This window comes from Oceanicola sp. D3 (genome assembly GCF_006351965.1).
GTDB lineage: Bacteria > Pseudomonadota > Alphaproteobacteria > Rhodobacterales > Rhodobacteraceae > Vannielia.
Genome location: NZ_CP040932.1, coordinates 3,868,409 through 3,883,386, shown reverse-complemented (window position 1 = coordinate 3,883,386; position 14,978 = coordinate 3,868,409). Strand labels below are relative to the sequence as shown.

The 14,978-nt window shown below is 63.4% G+C and carries 18 protein-coding genes; all 18 read right to left on the bottom strand.

Translation table 11 applies throughout. The features are described from left to right. Window positions 1-252 precede the first annotated feature (252 nt). The gene (locus tag FHY55_RS20625; RefSeq protein WP_168223068.1) at window positions 253-486 is read right to left on the bottom strand and encodes a hypothetical protein; all 234 of its coding nucleotides are present in this window, start codon (window positions 484-486) and stop codon (window positions 253-255) included. A gap of 1 nt (window position 487) precedes the next feature. After that, a complete protein-coding gene (locus FHY55_RS19520) occupies window positions 488-1,447 on the bottom strand; it encodes a TIGR02594 family protein (RefSeq protein ID WP_140015781.1) in 960 nt (319 codons plus the stop codon). Between the two features lie 15 nt (window positions 1,448-1,462). Next, window positions 1,463-1,774, bottom strand: coding sequence for a hypothetical protein (locus FHY55_RS19515; RefSeq protein ID WP_140015780.1), 312 nt, complete (start codon window positions 1,772-1,774; stop codon window positions 1,463-1,465). Continuing rightward, window positions 1,749-2,201, bottom strand: a complete 453-nt coding sequence (locus FHY55_RS19510; RefSeq protein WP_140015779.1) for a hypothetical protein — start codon at window positions 2,199-2,201, stop codon at window positions 1,749-1,751. Before FHY55_RS19510 ends, FHY55_RS19515 begins: the two co-directional genes overlap by 26 nt. Beyond that, entirely contained in the window at window positions 2,201-4,528 is a 2,328-nt protein-coding gene (locus tag FHY55_RS19505) for a hypothetical protein (RefSeq protein ID WP_140015778.1), read from the bottom strand. Before FHY55_RS19505 ends, FHY55_RS19510 begins: the two co-directional genes overlap by 1 nt. 16 nt (window positions 4,529-4,544) lie before the next feature. Then, on the bottom strand, window positions 4,545-6,683 hold the full coding sequence (locus FHY55_RS19500; protein WP_140015777.1) for a fibronectin type III domain-containing protein: 2,139 nt from the start codon (window positions 6,681-6,683) through the stop codon (window positions 4,545-4,547). Continuing rightward, entirely contained in the window at window positions 6,673-7,068 is a 396-nt protein-coding gene (locus FHY55_RS19495; protein ID WP_140016204.1) for a hypothetical protein, read from the bottom strand. Before FHY55_RS19495 ends, FHY55_RS19500 begins: the two co-directional genes overlap by 11 nt. A gap of 41 nt (window positions 7,069-7,109) precedes the next feature. After that, the gene (locus FHY55_RS19490; protein ID WP_140015776.1) at window positions 7,110-7,697 is read right to left on the bottom strand and encodes a hypothetical protein; all 588 of its coding nucleotides are present in this window, start codon (window positions 7,695-7,697) and stop codon (window positions 7,110-7,112) included. After that, window positions 7,694-8,377, bottom strand: coding sequence for a hypothetical protein (locus tag FHY55_RS19485; RefSeq protein WP_140015775.1), 684 nt, complete (start codon window positions 8,375-8,377; stop codon window positions 7,694-7,696). Before FHY55_RS19485 ends, FHY55_RS19490 begins: the two co-directional genes overlap by 4 nt. Further along, window positions 8,377-10,590, bottom strand: coding sequence for a hypothetical protein (locus FHY55_RS19480; protein WP_140015774.1), 2,214 nt, complete (start codon window positions 10,588-10,590; stop codon window positions 8,377-8,379). Before FHY55_RS19480 ends, FHY55_RS19485 begins: the two co-directional genes overlap by 1 nt. Beyond that, on the bottom strand, window positions 10,563-10,745 hold the full coding sequence (locus tag FHY55_RS19475; RefSeq protein WP_140015773.1) for a hypothetical protein: 183 nt from the start codon (window positions 10,743-10,745) through the stop codon (window positions 10,563-10,565). Before FHY55_RS19475 ends, FHY55_RS19480 begins: the two co-directional genes overlap by 28 nt. 80 nt (window positions 10,746-10,825) lie before the next feature. Further along, window positions 10,826-11,299 (bottom strand): hypothetical protein, encoded by a 474-nt coding sequence (locus tag FHY55_RS19470; protein ID WP_140015772.1) that lies wholly within the window; start codon window positions 11,297-11,299, stop codon window positions 10,826-10,828. Beyond that, window positions 11,299-12,243 (bottom strand): phage tail tube protein, encoded by a 945-nt coding sequence (locus FHY55_RS19465; protein WP_140015771.1) that lies wholly within the window; start codon window positions 12,241-12,243, stop codon window positions 11,299-11,301. Before FHY55_RS19465 ends, FHY55_RS19470 begins: the two co-directional genes overlap by 1 nt. 25 nt (window positions 12,244-12,268) lie before the next feature. Next, entirely contained in the window at window positions 12,269-12,691 is a 423-nt protein-coding gene (locus FHY55_RS19460) for an acyl-CoA transferase (RefSeq protein ID WP_140015770.1), read from the bottom strand. A 1-nt stretch (window position 12,692) separates the two neighbouring features. After that, window positions 12,693-13,370 (bottom strand): DUF6441 family protein, encoded by a 678-nt coding sequence (locus tag FHY55_RS19455; RefSeq protein WP_254695373.1) that lies wholly within the window; start codon window positions 13,368-13,370, stop codon window positions 12,693-12,695. After that, the gene (locus FHY55_RS19450; RefSeq protein ID WP_140015768.1) at window positions 13,343-13,657 is read right to left on the bottom strand and encodes a hypothetical protein; all 315 of its coding nucleotides are present in this window, start codon (window positions 13,655-13,657) and stop codon (window positions 13,343-13,345) included. The genes FHY55_RS19455 and FHY55_RS19450 overlap by 28 nt, the downstream gene beginning before the upstream one ends. After that, entirely contained in the window at window positions 13,654-14,025 is a 372-nt protein-coding gene (locus FHY55_RS19445; protein WP_140015767.1) for a hypothetical protein, read from the bottom strand. The genes FHY55_RS19450 and FHY55_RS19445 overlap by 4 nt, the downstream gene beginning before the upstream one ends. Before the next feature lie 2 nt (window positions 14,026-14,027). Continuing rightward, window positions 14,028-14,978, bottom strand: a complete 951-nt coding sequence (locus tag FHY55_RS19440) for a Mu-like prophage major head subunit gpT family protein (protein WP_140015766.1) — start codon at window positions 14,976-14,978, stop codon at window positions 14,028-14,030.

Sequence of the window (14,978 nt, the reverse complement as noted above, 5' to 3'; positions counted from 1 at the left end):
AATGCTTGGGTCAAAGCCGACCTTAGACGGCGAAGACCTAACGGCAGCAAAGTCCCGCGTAACGGTCATCCGGCGGGTAGTTGGAACGCCGTCACAGGGATGCCAAAGGTCGGCCCTTCGCACTAACTTTCGTTGCCCAGGCAAGCCGCCTCGAACTGCTTGCGAGCAGCCGTCAGGCCCTCAGCGGTGCGTTGGGTGTCCTGCCGGGAGGGCAGAAAGAGCGAACGGGCCCAGGCTTCACAGAGGGCACGCTCAGTCGCGGTAGAGGATGTCTTCGGGTCGCACGCGGCGAGCGCCAGCAGCATCGACGCGGCGGCGAATGTTTTCAGCGTTGCGAATGTCGGCCTCACGGGCTCTCTCCCTCTCTTTGCGCGCGCCGCTGCGGGCGGCGAGATTGAAGAACAGCAGGCCGGCGAGGAGGAGCCCGCCGGCTGCGATGAGTGTGCGGCCGAGGGCGGAACCCTGCAGCCAGACGAATAGGCCCACCTCAGCGCCCCAGATGCGCGCCGGAGCGGGCATCCTCGACACGAGCGGCGGTGACCTGACGCCAGAGCACGTAGCCGACGACGCCCAGCCCCAGCACGAGCAGCGCGGGCCAGTGGTCGGTCACCATTGCAGTGAGGGTCGGCAGGAGGCCCTGCGCCTTATCGGCAGCCTCGGTGGCCGCATCGATCACCGGGATCGCCGCGCCGGCCGCCACGACGACCTTGCCGGTATCGGCGGCCTTGATGGTCGAGGATCCACGGGTGCGCAGCTCGGATGCGGTCAGCTGCCGCTCTGGGCGCTGCGGGGCCTTTTCGAGCGCCGCCCAGGTGCGCTGGCCCACGATCCCGTCGACCGACAACCCCGCCTCGTTCTGGAAGTCGCGCACCGCAGCGCCCGTGCGGGGGCCGAAGACCCCATCCCGCTGGCCGGCGAAGTAGCGCAGGCTGCGAAGCTGGTCTTGCAGATCGAGCACAAAGGCCCCCCGCGCGCCCTCGCGAAGAGTTGGGCGGCCCATCTCGGCCTGCGCGGCATCGGCACGCCGAATGCCGAGGATCCGGCTCACCGGGTAGCGCTGGTCGCTGACCTTGTTGCCCTGGTTGCCGCCGCGCAGGATCACCTTGTCGCCGTTGAAGCCGACCAGAAAGGCGACGTGCCCCTGCCAGCCATCGGGCGAGCCACGCCACAGCACCACGACGTCCCCCGGGCGCGCAGCGGAGAACTCCACCTTCTCGCCCCAGTCGAGGTAGGAGCGGGCGTTGAGCTTGCCGGTGCCTGTGAGGCCAATCTCAGCGAGCACGGCACCAACGAAGGCCGCGCACCAAGGTGTTTCATCGTCGCGCACGTTGCCATGGCCGGAGGCCTCGAAGAAGGCGATGACTTCGGGGTTATGCTTGGTGCCGGGCCATTCGGACAAGCCGACATGGCGCCCGGCTGCCTCAAGCAGCAGAGCGTTGTATTTCATCTTCAGTCCTTTCGGTTAACGGGGGCGGGTGCGGTCCTCGAGCCGCACGAGGTATTCGAGGGTTCTCTCGTCGCGCGCGCGGCTTTCGTCCTCAAGGTCGCGGAGGTGCTTGGCGAGGCGCGTCATGTCCTCGCGCAAGGCGACGACCTGGGGAGTAATGTCACCGGCGCGACAGTTCGCCGCCTCGATGGCGCCGGCAACGGCGGCGGAAGTGGGCTTGCCCTTCCTGGCACCGATCACCGCCGCCATCCCGGCTCCGATCAAGGTGCCAGCTCCGGTCATCAGCACCATGAAATCCTGCTCAGACAGGCCGAGAAATGCTGGCATCTGCACCGCTCCGGTATGCTGCAAGTAGATCGAAGAGGGCGAGCAGGCCGTAGGTTGCTGTACCAGTGCCTAGCGCAATGCTCTGCTGAAACGGCCCACCAGCGGTGATCCATTGCCAGCCGAAGGTGACGGCGAGCATGGCGAAGATCGTAGCGCCAACCGTGGCTCCCACAGCCCGAACCATCGGCGAGCGCCGCCAGTTACCGTTGATGTAAAGCGCAGCGATGCGCGACGAGGCCAGGAGAGCCAACGACGTCGAGATCATCGCCTCATCAAAGTTGAGATTGCGAAAACCAGCGTATCCTGAGCCAGCGAAGGTGTCGCCGGGAAGGGCGAGCGTCAGAGCGAAGCCTAGGAGCACGGCCGAGGTGAGCCACTCGGTGGCACGACCCTGTTCGATGATGGCGAAGGCGAGGCGGCGGGGCATCACACCGAAAAACCGGCATCATCTGAGAGCACTTCAAACAGATCAACCCGGTCCAAGTGAAAATGATCGTCGCGGCTGACGTTGTTGGTGTCATAGCGCACTCGCCACGTAAGCGTTCCGGCAGACAGAACTCGAAAGGTGTGCGCCCAACGATAGAAAGCCGTCATGTTACCGTCACCGGGCGCGTCTTCAATGTCCGTGGTTCCGCTCGCCCCCGATGTAGGAAATGCGCTTCCTGTGCCATCAACAACGTCGATAAACGACCGCACGGAACCGGCGCTTCCAAAGGTGCCTCCCTGCTGTTTGTATGCACCAACGGAGACAATTTGATATGTGCGCCCAACCATATCCTCCGTGACAGTGAAACTCCCGCTGACATTGGCCGGGGTGGATGTGGCGGCAGTATCAACTTCGATAGCGCCGGTCCCCGAGGCAAATTCGCCCGCCGTGGTGGTAACAGCCAGAGCCGAGCCGCCCGGATTTTTTGACAAACCAGCCGTGCTGCTCCCGTCAACTAGAGATTCAACAAGACGGCGATTTTCAAATACCGCGCCGACCTTTCCGGTCAATCCTTCGATTTCTGCCAAGCCCTCGAATGCCGAAAAGTCGTCGGTAACACCGTCCGATGCGACACGGGGGGCGTTGCTCCAAACTAGGCTTCCAGGGCCTTGGTCATCCGTCACCTCATACCACTGGCCAGCATCGCGCGAAGCGGTCGTTGTAAACGGAACCTCAGTCGGAACCGGGGCATAGATGGAGCCACCATCACTGACGAGATAGCCTGCATGGTTCACCTCCAACCCAGTAGTAAATGCCGTCACATCTGCGGCGCGGGAGTTCATCAGCTTGGCTTTAGCCGAGCTGCCCAGCAACTGCGCTCCTACAAGCCCGGGGTTCTTTACATAGACCTTTGCACCATCCACCGCGCAAACCGCACTTGTCGCCCGGCGCAATGTCATTTTGCGGGGGTTTTCAATGGTGAGCCGGATGCCCGGCCCCTGCGCCACTATCGCTTCCTCAAGGTTCGGGTTGTTGACACCCGGATTGCTGGTGATGCCCGGATTTTCCCAAAGGATGTTCGACAGGATTATGTCCATGATCTCGTCTTCGTCGTAATTGACCGCACGCAACAATTCGCGATAGCCGGTGTGAACTCGACCGAGGCTGAACACGCATCTATTTTCCTCCCACGCCGTTCCGGCCTCATAGAAGGCAAATAGAAGGCTTGTCCCTGTTGCGCCGGTGATAGCAAAATCATACATCGACCCGACTGAACGAACCTCAAGCGAAATGCCCCCCGCGTCCTGAATTGTGCCGTTATTTGAAAGTCCCGTGTCGTAGGTTCGGCCACCCGCCTGCTTCGCTGTAAAGCCCCGGCCTGTCCAGTTTGCGTATTCGCGGATCAAGGCGGTTCGTTTCTTGCCGCCATAGATAAACAAATCTTCAAACGTCAGGTCATTACTCACGCCCCCTTGCGTCCCTTGGCCTACCTCGAAAAGCACATCGGCGTCGTAATCGTCGGAAATAGTCAGGTTTCCGATGTGCGAGCCTTGCCCCTCAAGACGAACGCTAGAAGCCGCCGCCGTTCCCCAGATCGTCGTGCGCCGCCTGTCGGACCCCATCACCCTCGCGCCATTGGTGCTGACCCTGCCGCTGATATGGAGCTTCCCTGCAAGCAAGAGATTGTTAAACCTGTCATCGGTTAAGACGTTGTTTAGAAGTGCGAGTTGGTCGTCAGTGTTTTCCTCCGCCAGCATCGCCTGGGCGTCGGCTTTGCTAAGGAGATCCATAAATTTGACCTGCTCACCCATCCGCGCATTGGAGATCATGCGCAGGTATCCAGCACTATCGCTGCCATCGACCTTGAAGGGGGAGCGGGCGAGCGTGACCTTCAAGCCGCCGGAGTTCTCAACGTAGTCGTCGGTCGCGGCCTGATCCGCCGTCTCAACGACAACACCGTCTCGCGCGACCTGCAACATGCCCTCAGGAAGCTCCTCTTCCGTCCGAGTGTCAGCCAGCATTATGGCCGTGGTGTCGTGCAGAGTTCGCTTCGAGATCGCCTGCCCACTGATCCCATCGAGATCCAGAACCGTGTCCCCGTTCGCCGTGTAAGGCGAAGACGTATCGATCAAGAAAGACTCGCCATTAACCACCCGCGCTTGTCCATCCCGCAGGTTCTCATCCTCCAACATCTCGGAGATTGATCCCGAAGGCAGCCCCGCGATCATCTCGTCGAGGAGCGTCTCGATCTCTGACGGCACCGGTTGATGCGCAAACGAAACAGGGCTGCCCCGGAAGACTGCCCGCGGCGATTTAGTAAGATCCATGAGTGTGCTCTCCTGCTTAGGTCACGACGGCCGTGAACGCGCCCTCGCGCGTGCCGGCGATGCCGGATTGGTTCACCGGCTCGATCCAGTAGTAGTAAGTGTCGGGGGCGAGGCCGCTGTCGGTGTACTCAACCGGCATGTTTGCGCCGCTGACCACACGCTCGATCAGCCCGCCAGCGCCGGGGAAGGCCAGCACGGTCGAACGATAGATGTCGACGGAGTGCTGATTGCTATCGTTCGCCCCCTGCCAGGTGATCACGGCCTCACCGATGCCTGCGGTCACATCTGCGTCGACGAGATCGTCAGGTGGCTCGGTGTTTTCGAGCGCTGTGATTTCCAGCGGCGGTTCCGGCGCCCACCCCGTGAGCGGGGATAAGAAGCCCGTTCCTTGGATCTGCGCCTCGTAGATCTCACCATCCTCGATTGCCGTGAAGACAAAGACGGTCTGGCCATTGTCGACCTTGAAGAACTGCCATTCGGTGTCGCCCTTCTTTCGGATGCGGAGCCGCGCGCCAGAAACCTCTTCACCCGGCACCCAGGTGTACTGGATGCCGACACCGCTGATCACCGTCGCTGCCAGCCCGCTGGGCTCATCTTCGGCAGGCGCCGGGGCCACATCGCCAAACTCGGGGGGCTCAGGCTCCTCCTGTGCCGCGTCAAAGGCAAAATCATCCTCCTCGACGGACACCGCCGAAAGGTCAAAGGTGTGGTTCGCGTTCCGCCAAAGCTCCCCGACCTCAAAGACCTCGTCGATGCCCAGGGCCGCGAGCTGAACGCGGACAAAGCGCTGCCCCACCACCCGGTAGCCAACTAGGTTCAGCGATCCGGATAGCCGGTACTTGGCATGCTTCATCCGACCGATCCGCTTGTTGAGACGGGAGGCCTGATTGTGAGATGACACCATGAGCAGTTCGGGCTGCTCCACGTTGCGTCGGATGGTGTTGTCGATCACGTATTCGCCCGAGGGAGCCTCGCGCCAGGCGTTGTCGGGCGAGATGTAGATGCCAGCCACGGCGGAGGGCGTGTCGGAGCCATAGCGCGTCTCCGTGAGCTCAAGGCTCAGAAAATCGGCGTCGGTGAGCGTGACGGTCGGCTCAATGTATCGCCCGACCCGGAAGCCGACCTTGCCGTCCGGCCCCTCGAAGATGAAGGCATCGCATGCCGCGGCCAGCTGGGCGCGCTGCGCCTCAAAGTCCATGTCATCACTGATCGTACCGTCGATGCGCCAGCGCGGCTGGGTCTCTCCATCGCGGTCAGTGACGATCTGATCGCAGACGTCGGCTTCATCGGCGATCCCGTCGAAGAGGGGTTGCCCCATCAGCTCTCCCAGCCAGTAAGCAAGGATTAGCGCGGCGTTTCGGGTGAATCCCGTGGTGTCGTCGCGGGGATCATAGATCTGGCTGTGGCCGTCAAAAACAGGCGTGTATGCCCCCTCGCGGCCATTAGGGTAGATCTCGGTGAAGTCTTCCGCCGGCGGCCGCCGGGCCCAGATGTGCGCACCGGAAAGCCCCTTGAAGTCGTGGGCTGAAGTGATTTCGTCGAAGGCATTCACCAGTTCGGCATCGGCGACTTGGTCGCTCGCGCCATAGAAGGGCCGGATCCGATAATAGCCGTCCATCGGCTCCGTAGTTACGGTGCCATCCGCATCAACTTCGACCAAACGTTCGTCGAGGTAATGCTGAACGATGCCGGAAATCGGGTGCGCCGCGAGGATCGGGCTATAATGGCGCTTCCAGCCACTTCGGCCGGTCACGATATCATCGTTCTTGGCCGCGCCGGTGAAGCCAAGCGGCCCGCCCTTGCGCACCCGCCCAAAGCACCACTCCGCATAGACCACCGGCTGCGCATAGTTGGCCATGCGAGCCGAGGGACGGGGGGCCTCGAAGTTTGGCCGGGTCAAGGCGGTGACCAGATAGTTCAACCCGACCGACAGGAGGACACGTCCGACCAGGGAACCCGCGATCGCCGTCGTTGCGCTGTAGCCCAGGAAGTAAGCGCCGCTCAGGTAGGCTCCAGAGAAGAAGCCGGCACCGGAGATGGCAGCCACCACACCCGAGAAAAACGCCGCCACCGGGGCGGCAGTCGCCGTCTTCGGCGGCACGATAGCGGTGGTGAACGTGAGCGCCAGTACGGCCGCGCGGGTGCTACACTTCATAGCCGACACTCCAGAAGGCTTCGACCTGCACCAGTTGAGGCAATCTCGTGGCCGCGCCGCTCAGCCCCTTGAAGCCCCAGGCTGATCCCAGGAACATGCCGCCAACCGCCCAGCGGGGCTCATCGGCAAGGCGCAGCAGGCCCACATCGCCGACCCGAAGATCATTGCCTCGACTAAGCCCCGCGTTTTCCTCGGCATACCGGACCGCGACCGACATCGGGTCTCGCATGAAGCCGGTCACCTGCTGACAGCTCAGAGCATCCCAATAGGTTCCGCGCACATCGGCCGCCGGATCCAGGCCGTGGACCTGCTGGATCCAGTCCGCCAGCACCAGCATGCAATCGCTCTGACCCCAGACATGCGGTGTCGCCGCCCAGCGATGCATCTCTGCAATGTGGGGCGCCACAGGGCGCGGATCCGGCGCGTTCATCCGAACAGCCTCTGCTCTTGGAAATTGCTGGTCGGCATGAACTCCAACGAAGGGTTCGCCTCCCCAATCAGGATGCCATGCCCTTCGGTGCTGAGCGTGATCCGCCTCGCGGAGCGCCGGCTCTCGGCCCAGGACTCGACCCCAAGCGACATCCGGCGATCGAGAGGGCCGGTCATCGCATAGGTCACCCGTCGCATGATCCGTGTCAGCCAGAGCTGGGGCGGCAACACCGGGGCATAAAGCTCCTCGACGGAGGCCAGCGGCTGCCAGTAGAAGGTCGCCTCGCGGCCATTCAGATAGTCAAGCCCAAGCTCCTTGATCTCGGCGATGAGTTCGCCCTGGTCGGGATCCTGGAAGAAAGCCATGTCGAGAGATCCGGAGGGAGAGACGCCGTCGATCGCCGACTGGAGCCGGCCGACCTGCAGCATTGCAGAGCCAACCCACGTTTTGCCGTTGATGTCGGTGAAGGCACCATCGGTGCCGATCATGAAGCCGAAGTCGCCGTCGGGCGTGTTGATGTTCACCAGGTCGAGGATCCCGACCACCTGGTCCCGCGGGTTCCACTGCGCGTCTGACAGGGTCATCGGTTCAGCACCTCACGGAAGGAGAAAGATGGCAGCGCGATGTGATTGCGCCCGTAGTTGAGCACGCCCATCTGCGGCTCGACGATTTCGAAAAGGCCCTGGGCCTGCATGTGGATCTCGGCGCCATCCGGGATCGCAGCTCGCAAGGGCATCCGGATCGTGACGTCGTAGAGATCCGTTCCGGCATCCACGACGGAGGTCACCAGGAATGGCCAATCGGCATGGCTCAGGATCTGCCCCTGCTTCGGCGCGCGGCCCCCCACGGGGGAGACATCAATGCGCAGCGTGGTGGCCCCCTGAGAGGCCGCCCCGACGTTCAAGCAGACCGCGACGGCGGCATAGCCCATCCCGGTGGAGAACAGCGGGCCGGTCGAGTGCGGGATGCCGACAGACGCCTGCACCCCAAATTCCAGCGCGTCGAAGCCGAGCGGATCGACGATATCGAGCCTGTAGAGGTTCTTCATCCCCTGCGCCTCGGCGCGCAACGCCCGCCACGTGAGAATCTGCTCGCGGCGCAGGCGAAGGCTGGGCGTCCCGACCCATCTCGGGAACGCATTCACTACGGTCTGCGACACATCGGCAAGCGAGGCCGAGTTGGACTGCTGCCGCCAGTCGATATCCCAGGTCATGTCGAGCGCCAGCATCAGGCTGCGCGGCACCGTGATGATGTCGCGCTGCATCAGCTCACCGAGGTGCCGCGCGCGCCGACTTGCTGGAGGCGCGCATTCAGGGTGCTCCGCTCAGCCTGTAGAGCTCCACCGACGATCTGGACCGACTGGCCGGCGGCTTGCTGCAGGATCTGCCCCACCAAGCCTTCCGACAGGGCCACCTGCACCACGGATGCGCCGCCTTCCTGCTGGGCCCGCGTCTCGTCGATGACGCGCTCCCGTGGGTGCACCATCGCCAGGTAACCGCCCTTGCCATCGAGGCCGCCGCTGCGCGGGCCATATCCGGTGTGGCCGCCGCCGTCGAAGCTGAAGACAGATCCGACGATCTTTCCGAACCAGCTGCTGCTCCCGCCGAACCCCGACATGTCGAAGACCGACTTCAGCGCATCGCGGATCGCGCTATTCAGGATGTCGAAGGCGATGCCTTGCCAGACAGCGCGAAGACCTTCGCGCAGATCGTCCCCATACACGAGAGTGCGTGCCATCGCCTCGGACACGCCATCGATGCCGTTCGTGAGATAGTCGAAGCCGCCGGCATCTTTCTCCAACTGCTCGCTCAGCTGGGCCTGGTAACGGGTAAAGGTCTCGGTACTGATTGCCCCTGCGTCGAGTAGGTCCTTGGCGTGGCGCAGCTCGGCATTGTACTTCTCCTGTGCCGTCCGCGTGGCCTCAAAAATGCGCTCTGCATCGCGAAGCTGGTCGTTCATCGCCTTCTGAGAGGCGGAGGCGCCCCCACCGCCGCCGCGGGCGTTTTTTACCTTGGGCGCCCGAGACGGATCGAACGGCGATACGGATCCCGCATCTTCGCGCAAGCGAACCATCTCGGCTTTAACCGGGTCATAACGAGGATCTCGCGGGTCGAGTATCACCGGATCGGACGATCCCCCCCCCATCGCGAGGATCTTCGAAGCATTGGCAACACTGATACCGAGGTTATTGGCCAGCTGCGCGGCGGTGCTCGCGGCGGCGGCGATGCCGGAGGCGATGTCGATCTTGGCGAGCTCCAGAGCCTGAACGGTGCCGTCCCGCAAGCCGTCGTAGAGCGCTACGCCCCAATCCGACGCACCCTCAAGCCCGTTCGAGACCTCGAAAATGTAGGTCGTGAGCCGGGCCATCGCTTCGGCCTGCGCCTGCGCACCATTGGCCTGTCCGATCTCGGCGAAGCGGGCGAGCACCTCGCGCGCCTCTTCCTCCGAGACACCAAGGGCCTCACTGAGCTTGTCGAGGTTCTTCGCGGCGTTCTGAACGTTGCCAAGCTCTTCGGTCACGCTGACGAAAGCGGACTCAAGTTCACGCAGCCGCTCCGGGTTGTCGCCCAGATCGGCGGCAAGCGCATCGTAGGCAGTCTCCGCCTGCAGTTCGAGCTCGGCGATCGTCAGTGTCAAATCGCGAAACTGTTCCGGCAAAAGGTCAAGCGCGCTGCCTGCACCCAGCTGATCAGCAATGCCTCGCGCAACGCCCTGCAGGGCGTCTTCTGCCCGGATCGATGCGATCTGGCGGTTGATCTCGAAGATCGCCTTCGCCTCGTCGGTGAGGCGGCCATAGGCGTTCTGCATCTCGGCCGCCGACGCGCTGGCCGCGCTCTGAGCCTCGCTTATGGCGGAGATACTTTCGCCAAGCGCCTTGAGCTGATCATCAAGTGCCTCCGCCGCATCGCCCCCATCGAAGAGGGCCGCAACAAAGGGAACAAGTGCACCAACAGCAACACCGGCCAGAATACCCACCGTCCCTAATCCAATCGCCATGTCGGGCAACTGGATTGCCAGTGCCCTTACATAGTCGCCGGTCGCCGCGCCCTGCTGGGCGACTTGACTTAGCTGCAGGCTGACGTTGCGGAGACCTGGGTTCGCCGACCGCGTGGAGCGATCGAGCGCCTGCATACCGTCAGCGGCGCCACTGTAGGCGGCCCGCGTCTGCTGCAGCAACTCGGCGGCCTGCCTCTGGGAGATCGCACCATTTTCCACGGCACGGTTCACCAATTCTTGCGCGCGGGCAAACTGCTGCTGAGCACGGAAGGTCGGGTCGATAGATGCCTTGAGGGCATCAACCTGCTTCTGGCTGCCCAGCGTTGCTTTCTCGAAGACCGAAGCGGAGGCCGAAGCACTCTTGGCTCCCTGGTCGATCTTGCCGAAGGCCTTCTTTCCTTCCTCCCCGATGCCGAGGAACACGGCGCGCACGCGGTCGCCGCCATCGGTCGTCAGTCGGACTGAGACTTGCTTTGCCATTCGTCGTCTCCGGGGCTTTCAGTATCGTTGAGGGCAGCGACCATTTCCCGCTCGATCTGCGGCAGAAATTCGGTCACCGCGAGGCGGTTGAGGCCGAGCGCATCGGCCATGGCGAGGGCGGCGGTCAGGTCATACCCGAGGATCCGCGGGGCCATCCCGCCCGTGGTGCGCAACTGGTGGCCGAGGCGGAGTGCTAGATCCCAGACCTGCCGCCCATCGAGGGTTTTTGGTTGGTTCAGCCGGTAGGGGCAGGTGTCGCAGTGCCCGGTGCATCCGGCGCAGTATTCTCCGCCCCCGTGCTCGGCGAAGTGCCATCGCGCGAGGGCGGTGAGACGTTTCCCTCCAGGAGGGTCTCCATATGGGCCAGCATGTAGTGCTTTTGCCAGGCGCTGTAGATCTCGGGTACCTCGAAGAGCGCCTGTAAACCCTCAGGATTAAGGGCTGCCTCTTCTCCCGCCTCGTCGCCCACGCCGCGCCAAGCCACCACTGCAGCTTCCGCCACGCAGAGCGACCAGTAGAAGCGGCGCATCCCGAAATCCTCATCGTCCCCTTCCTCGATCGCCAGCGAGATCCCGGCCTCGTCGAGCCGCTTGCGGTAGGCGGTACGCACGCTCTCAGTCAAGGTTGTGGAGTAGGGCAGAACCTCAAGTTCCACCCCGAAGCCAAGGTCGATCCACTCGGGATCGCGTTTCAATGAAAGACGTAGCATCAGTAACTCTCCACGGCGTTGATAAGGGCAATGGTGGCCATCGGATTGCCATCGGCCTGCAGCGCGGCTTTCCAGTCGAAGGTCGCGCGCACGCCTTGCGGCCCCTCGATTGGCTTTTTGGGCCGAGAGAGGAACACCCGAGGCACCGACAGGGTCAGGCTTTGTCCGGTCCCCCGCTCATAGGCGAAGGTGAAGGCGGCAGAGCTGCCCGCGATTGCCTGGTTGAACAGGGTCAGGCTGTCGAAACGCGCCACGAGTTGGCCTGACAGCATGGCCTGGCTGGGGTCCAGACCGTCGATCAGCCCGTCGTTGCGGATCACTTCCACCCGGTCGAGGTTGTTGGTGTAGTTGACGGTCACCGACTCCACAGAGGCGAGGTCGGAGCCGCCACGGGTGATCGCCCCGTGCGGCTGCATGAAGCGGTAGCGGTCATACTCGTCCAGCGTGCCAGCATTGCTCGAGGTGTCGGGATCATCGACACCCTGCGCATAGAGGCCCAGGTTGGCCTGCGCGCGACCGGCGCGGCCCATGTCCCAGGACATGGTATTGACCATGACACCCTTGATCATCTCGAAGCTCGGCACCTCTGGGAACTGCCGCTCAAGCGACAGGCTCGGCAGGCTCCAGTTCCCGGTCGCAAAGGTGTGGGTATAGGGCCCGGCACCGGTGGTGGTGGGTGCCCCGAAGGTTGCTTTCAGCCAGACCCCGAAGCTCTCGGTGTCCATCGGCACCACCAGCGAGCCTTCGGCGTTCAACACGTCGAGATCCGGTTCGAGAGGATCGCGACCGAAGCCGAGAAGATCGGCATCGAGAAGCTCTTGGCTGGCGTCGATGTCGTTACCGGCGAGGTAGGGCAGCTTGAAAAAGCCGCTGGCTGGCGAGGTGCCATAGGTGGATTCGAATGCGGCGGCGAGCAGCGCCCGCGCGCCTTGTGCGCGTGCCATGGTGTCGGTCTCCTTTGGTCGGGGTTCAGGCCAGCGGGTCGCTGGTGGCGTAGCTGAGGGTCACCGTGATCACGGCGGCCTTCACCGGGTAGGTGCCCGGAGAAGGAAGTTCGGACGGAGCCGGCGCACCGGCCTCCACCCAGTCGCAGAGACCGCCGAGAGTGCGATCGGCGGCAATGGCCGTGCCGACCGCGACCTTCAGCGCGTCGAAGGCGGCATCGTTGGTGGATCCCTGCACAAAGATCTCCAGCTCTGCCGCGTGCGCGTAATGGTAGCTGAGCGGCGACATGGCGATCTCCGGCTCGCCGGGGTCTCCATCTCTCAGGATCAGGAGCCCACCATCGGGAACATCCTCTGGCAGGACCAGGTTGCGCTCTGCAGCGGGGCCAGAAATGGCCTCGATCACCGTGAAGAGAGCGGCGAGGCGGGTTTCAGCGGCAGAGGCCATCTCAGTCGGTCCACCCTGCCTCGATCGCCGCGCTTAGTCGGTCCACGGACTGGTTGGTAAGTCTTACGAGGTCGAGGCGTTTCTTCAGCTTCACCTGCGGAACCAGCACAAAGATCAAAGCAGTGGTCGCTCCCGTCAGAATGCCATCTTTGCGGCGGCGACCGCCATGCTTCCGGGCCAAACGTGGACGCTTCTTTCCCTTCGACAGCCGCGCATCGTCGGCGACGAGCAGGGCCGAGCCGCCCCGGCGGTAGACGAAGCGAAGCTGCATGCCATTGCGCTCCTCCCAGTCACCGGGCGTCATCCTTCGGTTGCCAGGCAGCTTGCCAGCGGCGGGCAACGGAATAGCCAGCCAAGCGCCGTTCTGCGCCCGGATCAGCGAACCTTCTTGGTGCGCCGCAACGATATGCGGCGCCTTGGAGAAGATCATGGTCGCGGCGTTGAGCGAGGCTGTCCCGGTCGGGAACATCACGTTCTGCACGGTGAAGGCTAGTCGGCGGCCCAGGCCAGCGGAGACGATGTTCTCGCGCCAGCGGTTCTTGAGCGTGTTGCTCTCCTGCCGGACGGCATTGGTCACGGACCGCTCGCCGCGCTCCACCTCTTCGTCCATCAGGCGCAGCAGATCGGGGGTGGCTTCAACGCTGAACTGCATCAGGCGGGCCTCAGATCCACGCGCCACCAAAGGCGCTTTTCGTCGCGCAGCGGTTTGCCCTGAACGACATAATTCTCGCCCCCCACCGTAAAGGCATCGCCCTTGGCGGGGGTTGCCACTTCTGACACCGGCACGAGGATCCGCGTGGTGTCGGAGGCGAGCTCTGCCCCGGCGAACCCTATCGTCTCATCAGGGCGCGACGGGATGGCCCGGACGGCGACTGGAGCGCCGCCGTCCGGAGTGTATGTGACATCCTCACCGAAGCCCTGGGCATCGGCGAAGATCGCCGCCGTATCGGCAGCAAGGTCGATCACGAGGAGGACCCGCCACCGGAGGCGGCGTTTGCGGCAGCTTCGGCATCGGCCTTCTTCTTGGCCTCTGCTTCCGCAGCCGCCTTCGCTTTCGCAGCCGCGTCGGCATCCACCGCCTTCTTGGCGGCGGCCTTCTTCTTGGGCTCCTCCCAGTCGAAAAGCGCACGGCTCAAGCGGTCGGGCTGATCGATCTGGAAGGTCTCACCGCACTTGAACATCACGCTGCCAGAGCCAGCCACTTCATAGGAGCCTTTGCCCTTCCCCGGTTTCAGGAGATGCGCGCGACGTTTCGCCTGCTCGGCGGTGAGTTTCAGCTGGGCCGGCGCTGAAACGCCGGCCCCTGTTGGGGCGATCACAGTAACCTTCTTCATGGTCACACCATCTGCGCGAGGCAGGCCCGCTGCCAGTAGCCCGGACCGACGTTGCGCAGCGCCTTGATGCCGTAGTGGTGCATGTCTTCGTCGAACTCGAGCTCCGAGCCCTCCGCGACAGCCGCCACCTTCACACCCTCTTCCTCCTGGCGAACCATCGCCGAGGTGGTGGCGTCAGCACGGAAGACGGAGATCTTGTCCGTCCAGGTCAGGCGCGGGTTCATCGCGAGGCTGAAGCTGTAGCCATCGAGGTTGGTCAGCAGGTTGGTATCCCCGCCGCCCAGAACCGGGTTGTGGATGGCCGCAGCCGCCGCCTGGAAGAGCGGGGTCGGCACCATGACAAGGAACTCGCGGGCCATTTCGTTCATCGGCTCGCCCTGGTCATCCTTGAAGCCAAGGATCTGGGTCACGGCATCGAAGATGGTCGCACGCATCTCCTCCGGCGAGGGGGCCGTGGGGCTGCCATGCACTGCAGCACCCACCGCCGAGATGTCGGTGGTGATGTCGTTGGACTGGGTGCCGCTGTCACCTTCCGAGTGGTCAGTGTCGAAGAAGTATTGGCCATCGTAGCAGACCGTGCTCTCGGCGTTGGCGATGAGGGTGGAGAGCAGGCTCTGCCAGTGGGTCACCGCCCGCTCCGCCATCTCATCGACCCGCACCATGATCTGGCCGGTCTTGTCGCGGCGGATCCAGTCCACCGGAACTTCGAGGGTGGCCTCGAACTTCTTGTTGGCGATGGTGATGCCATTCTCGCGGAAGCCCTTGGCGTGGCGTCCACCGATCCATTCACGCATCACCGGCGCCATGCCGAGCCATTTGTAGGTTTCCGACTCCTGATCGGAGTTGAACAGCATCGAAATCTTGCCGACCCAGCTCGCCTCCGTCATCTGCTCGAGGCGGTTGTAGAACGTGCCGATGATGGCACGCGACGAAAGTCCCTTGTTCGCGGTCAT

Excerpts from the sequence above, each read along its gene's own strand:
- FHY55_RS19485 (WP_140015775.1), bottom strand. The coding sequence starts at position 8,377 with ATGCAGCGCGACATCATCACGGTGCCGCGCAGCCTGATGCTGGCGCTC.
- FHY55_RS19520 (WP_140015781.1), bottom strand. The coding sequence starts at position 1,447 with ATGAAATACAACGCTCTGCTGCTTGAGGCAGCCGGGCGCCATGTCGGC.
- FHY55_RS19505 (WP_140015778.1), bottom strand. The coding sequence starts at position 4,528 with ATGGATCTTACTAAATCGCCGCGGGCAGTCTTCCGGGGCAGCCCTGTT.
- FHY55_RS19495 (WP_140016204.1), bottom strand. The coding sequence starts at position 7,068 with ATGCATCGCTGGGCGGCGACACCGCATGTCTGGGGTCAGAGCGATTGC.
- FHY55_RS19515 (WP_140015780.1), bottom strand. The coding sequence starts at position 1,774 with ATGCCAGCATTTCTCGGCCTGTCTGAGCAGGATTTCATGGTGCTGATG.
- FHY55_RS19470 (WP_140015772.1), bottom strand. The coding sequence starts at position 11,299 with ATGCTACGTCTTTCATTGAAACGCGATCCCGAGTGGATCGACCTTGGC.
- FHY55_RS19475 (WP_140015773.1), bottom strand. The coding sequence starts at position 10,745 with ATGGCCCCGCGGATCCTCGGGTATGACCTGACCGCCGCCCTCGCCATG.
- FHY55_RS19510 (WP_140015779.1), bottom strand. The coding sequence starts at position 2,201 with ATGCCCCGCCGCCTCGCCTTCGCCATCATCGAACAGGGTCGTGCCACC.
- FHY55_RS19460 (WP_140015770.1), bottom strand. The coding sequence starts at position 12,691 with ATGGCCTCTGCCGCTGAAACCCGCCTCGCCGCTCTCTTCACGGTGATC.
- FHY55_RS19440 (WP_140015766.1), bottom strand. The coding sequence starts at position 14,978 with ATGACCGCGAACAAGGGACTTTCGTCGCGTGCCATCATCGGCACGTTC.
- FHY55_RS19465 (WP_140015771.1), bottom strand. The coding sequence starts at position 12,243 with ATGGCACGCGCACAAGGCGCGCGGGCGCTGCTCGCCGCCGCATTCGAA.
- FHY55_RS19480 (WP_140015774.1), bottom strand. The coding sequence starts at position 10,590 with ATGGCAAAGCAAGTCTCAGTCCGACTGACGACCGATGGCGGCGACCGC.
- FHY55_RS19500 (WP_140015777.1), bottom strand. The coding sequence starts at position 6,683 with ATGAAGTGTAGCACCCGCGCGGCCGTACTGGCGCTCACGTTCACCACC.
- FHY55_RS19445 (WP_140015767.1), bottom strand. The coding sequence starts at position 14,025 with ATGAAGAAGGTTACTGTGATCGCCCCAACAGGGGCCGGCGTTTCAGCG.
- FHY55_RS19490 (WP_140015776.1), bottom strand. The coding sequence starts at position 7,697 with ATGACCCTGTCAGACGCGCAGTGGAACCCGCGGGACCAGGTGGTCGGG.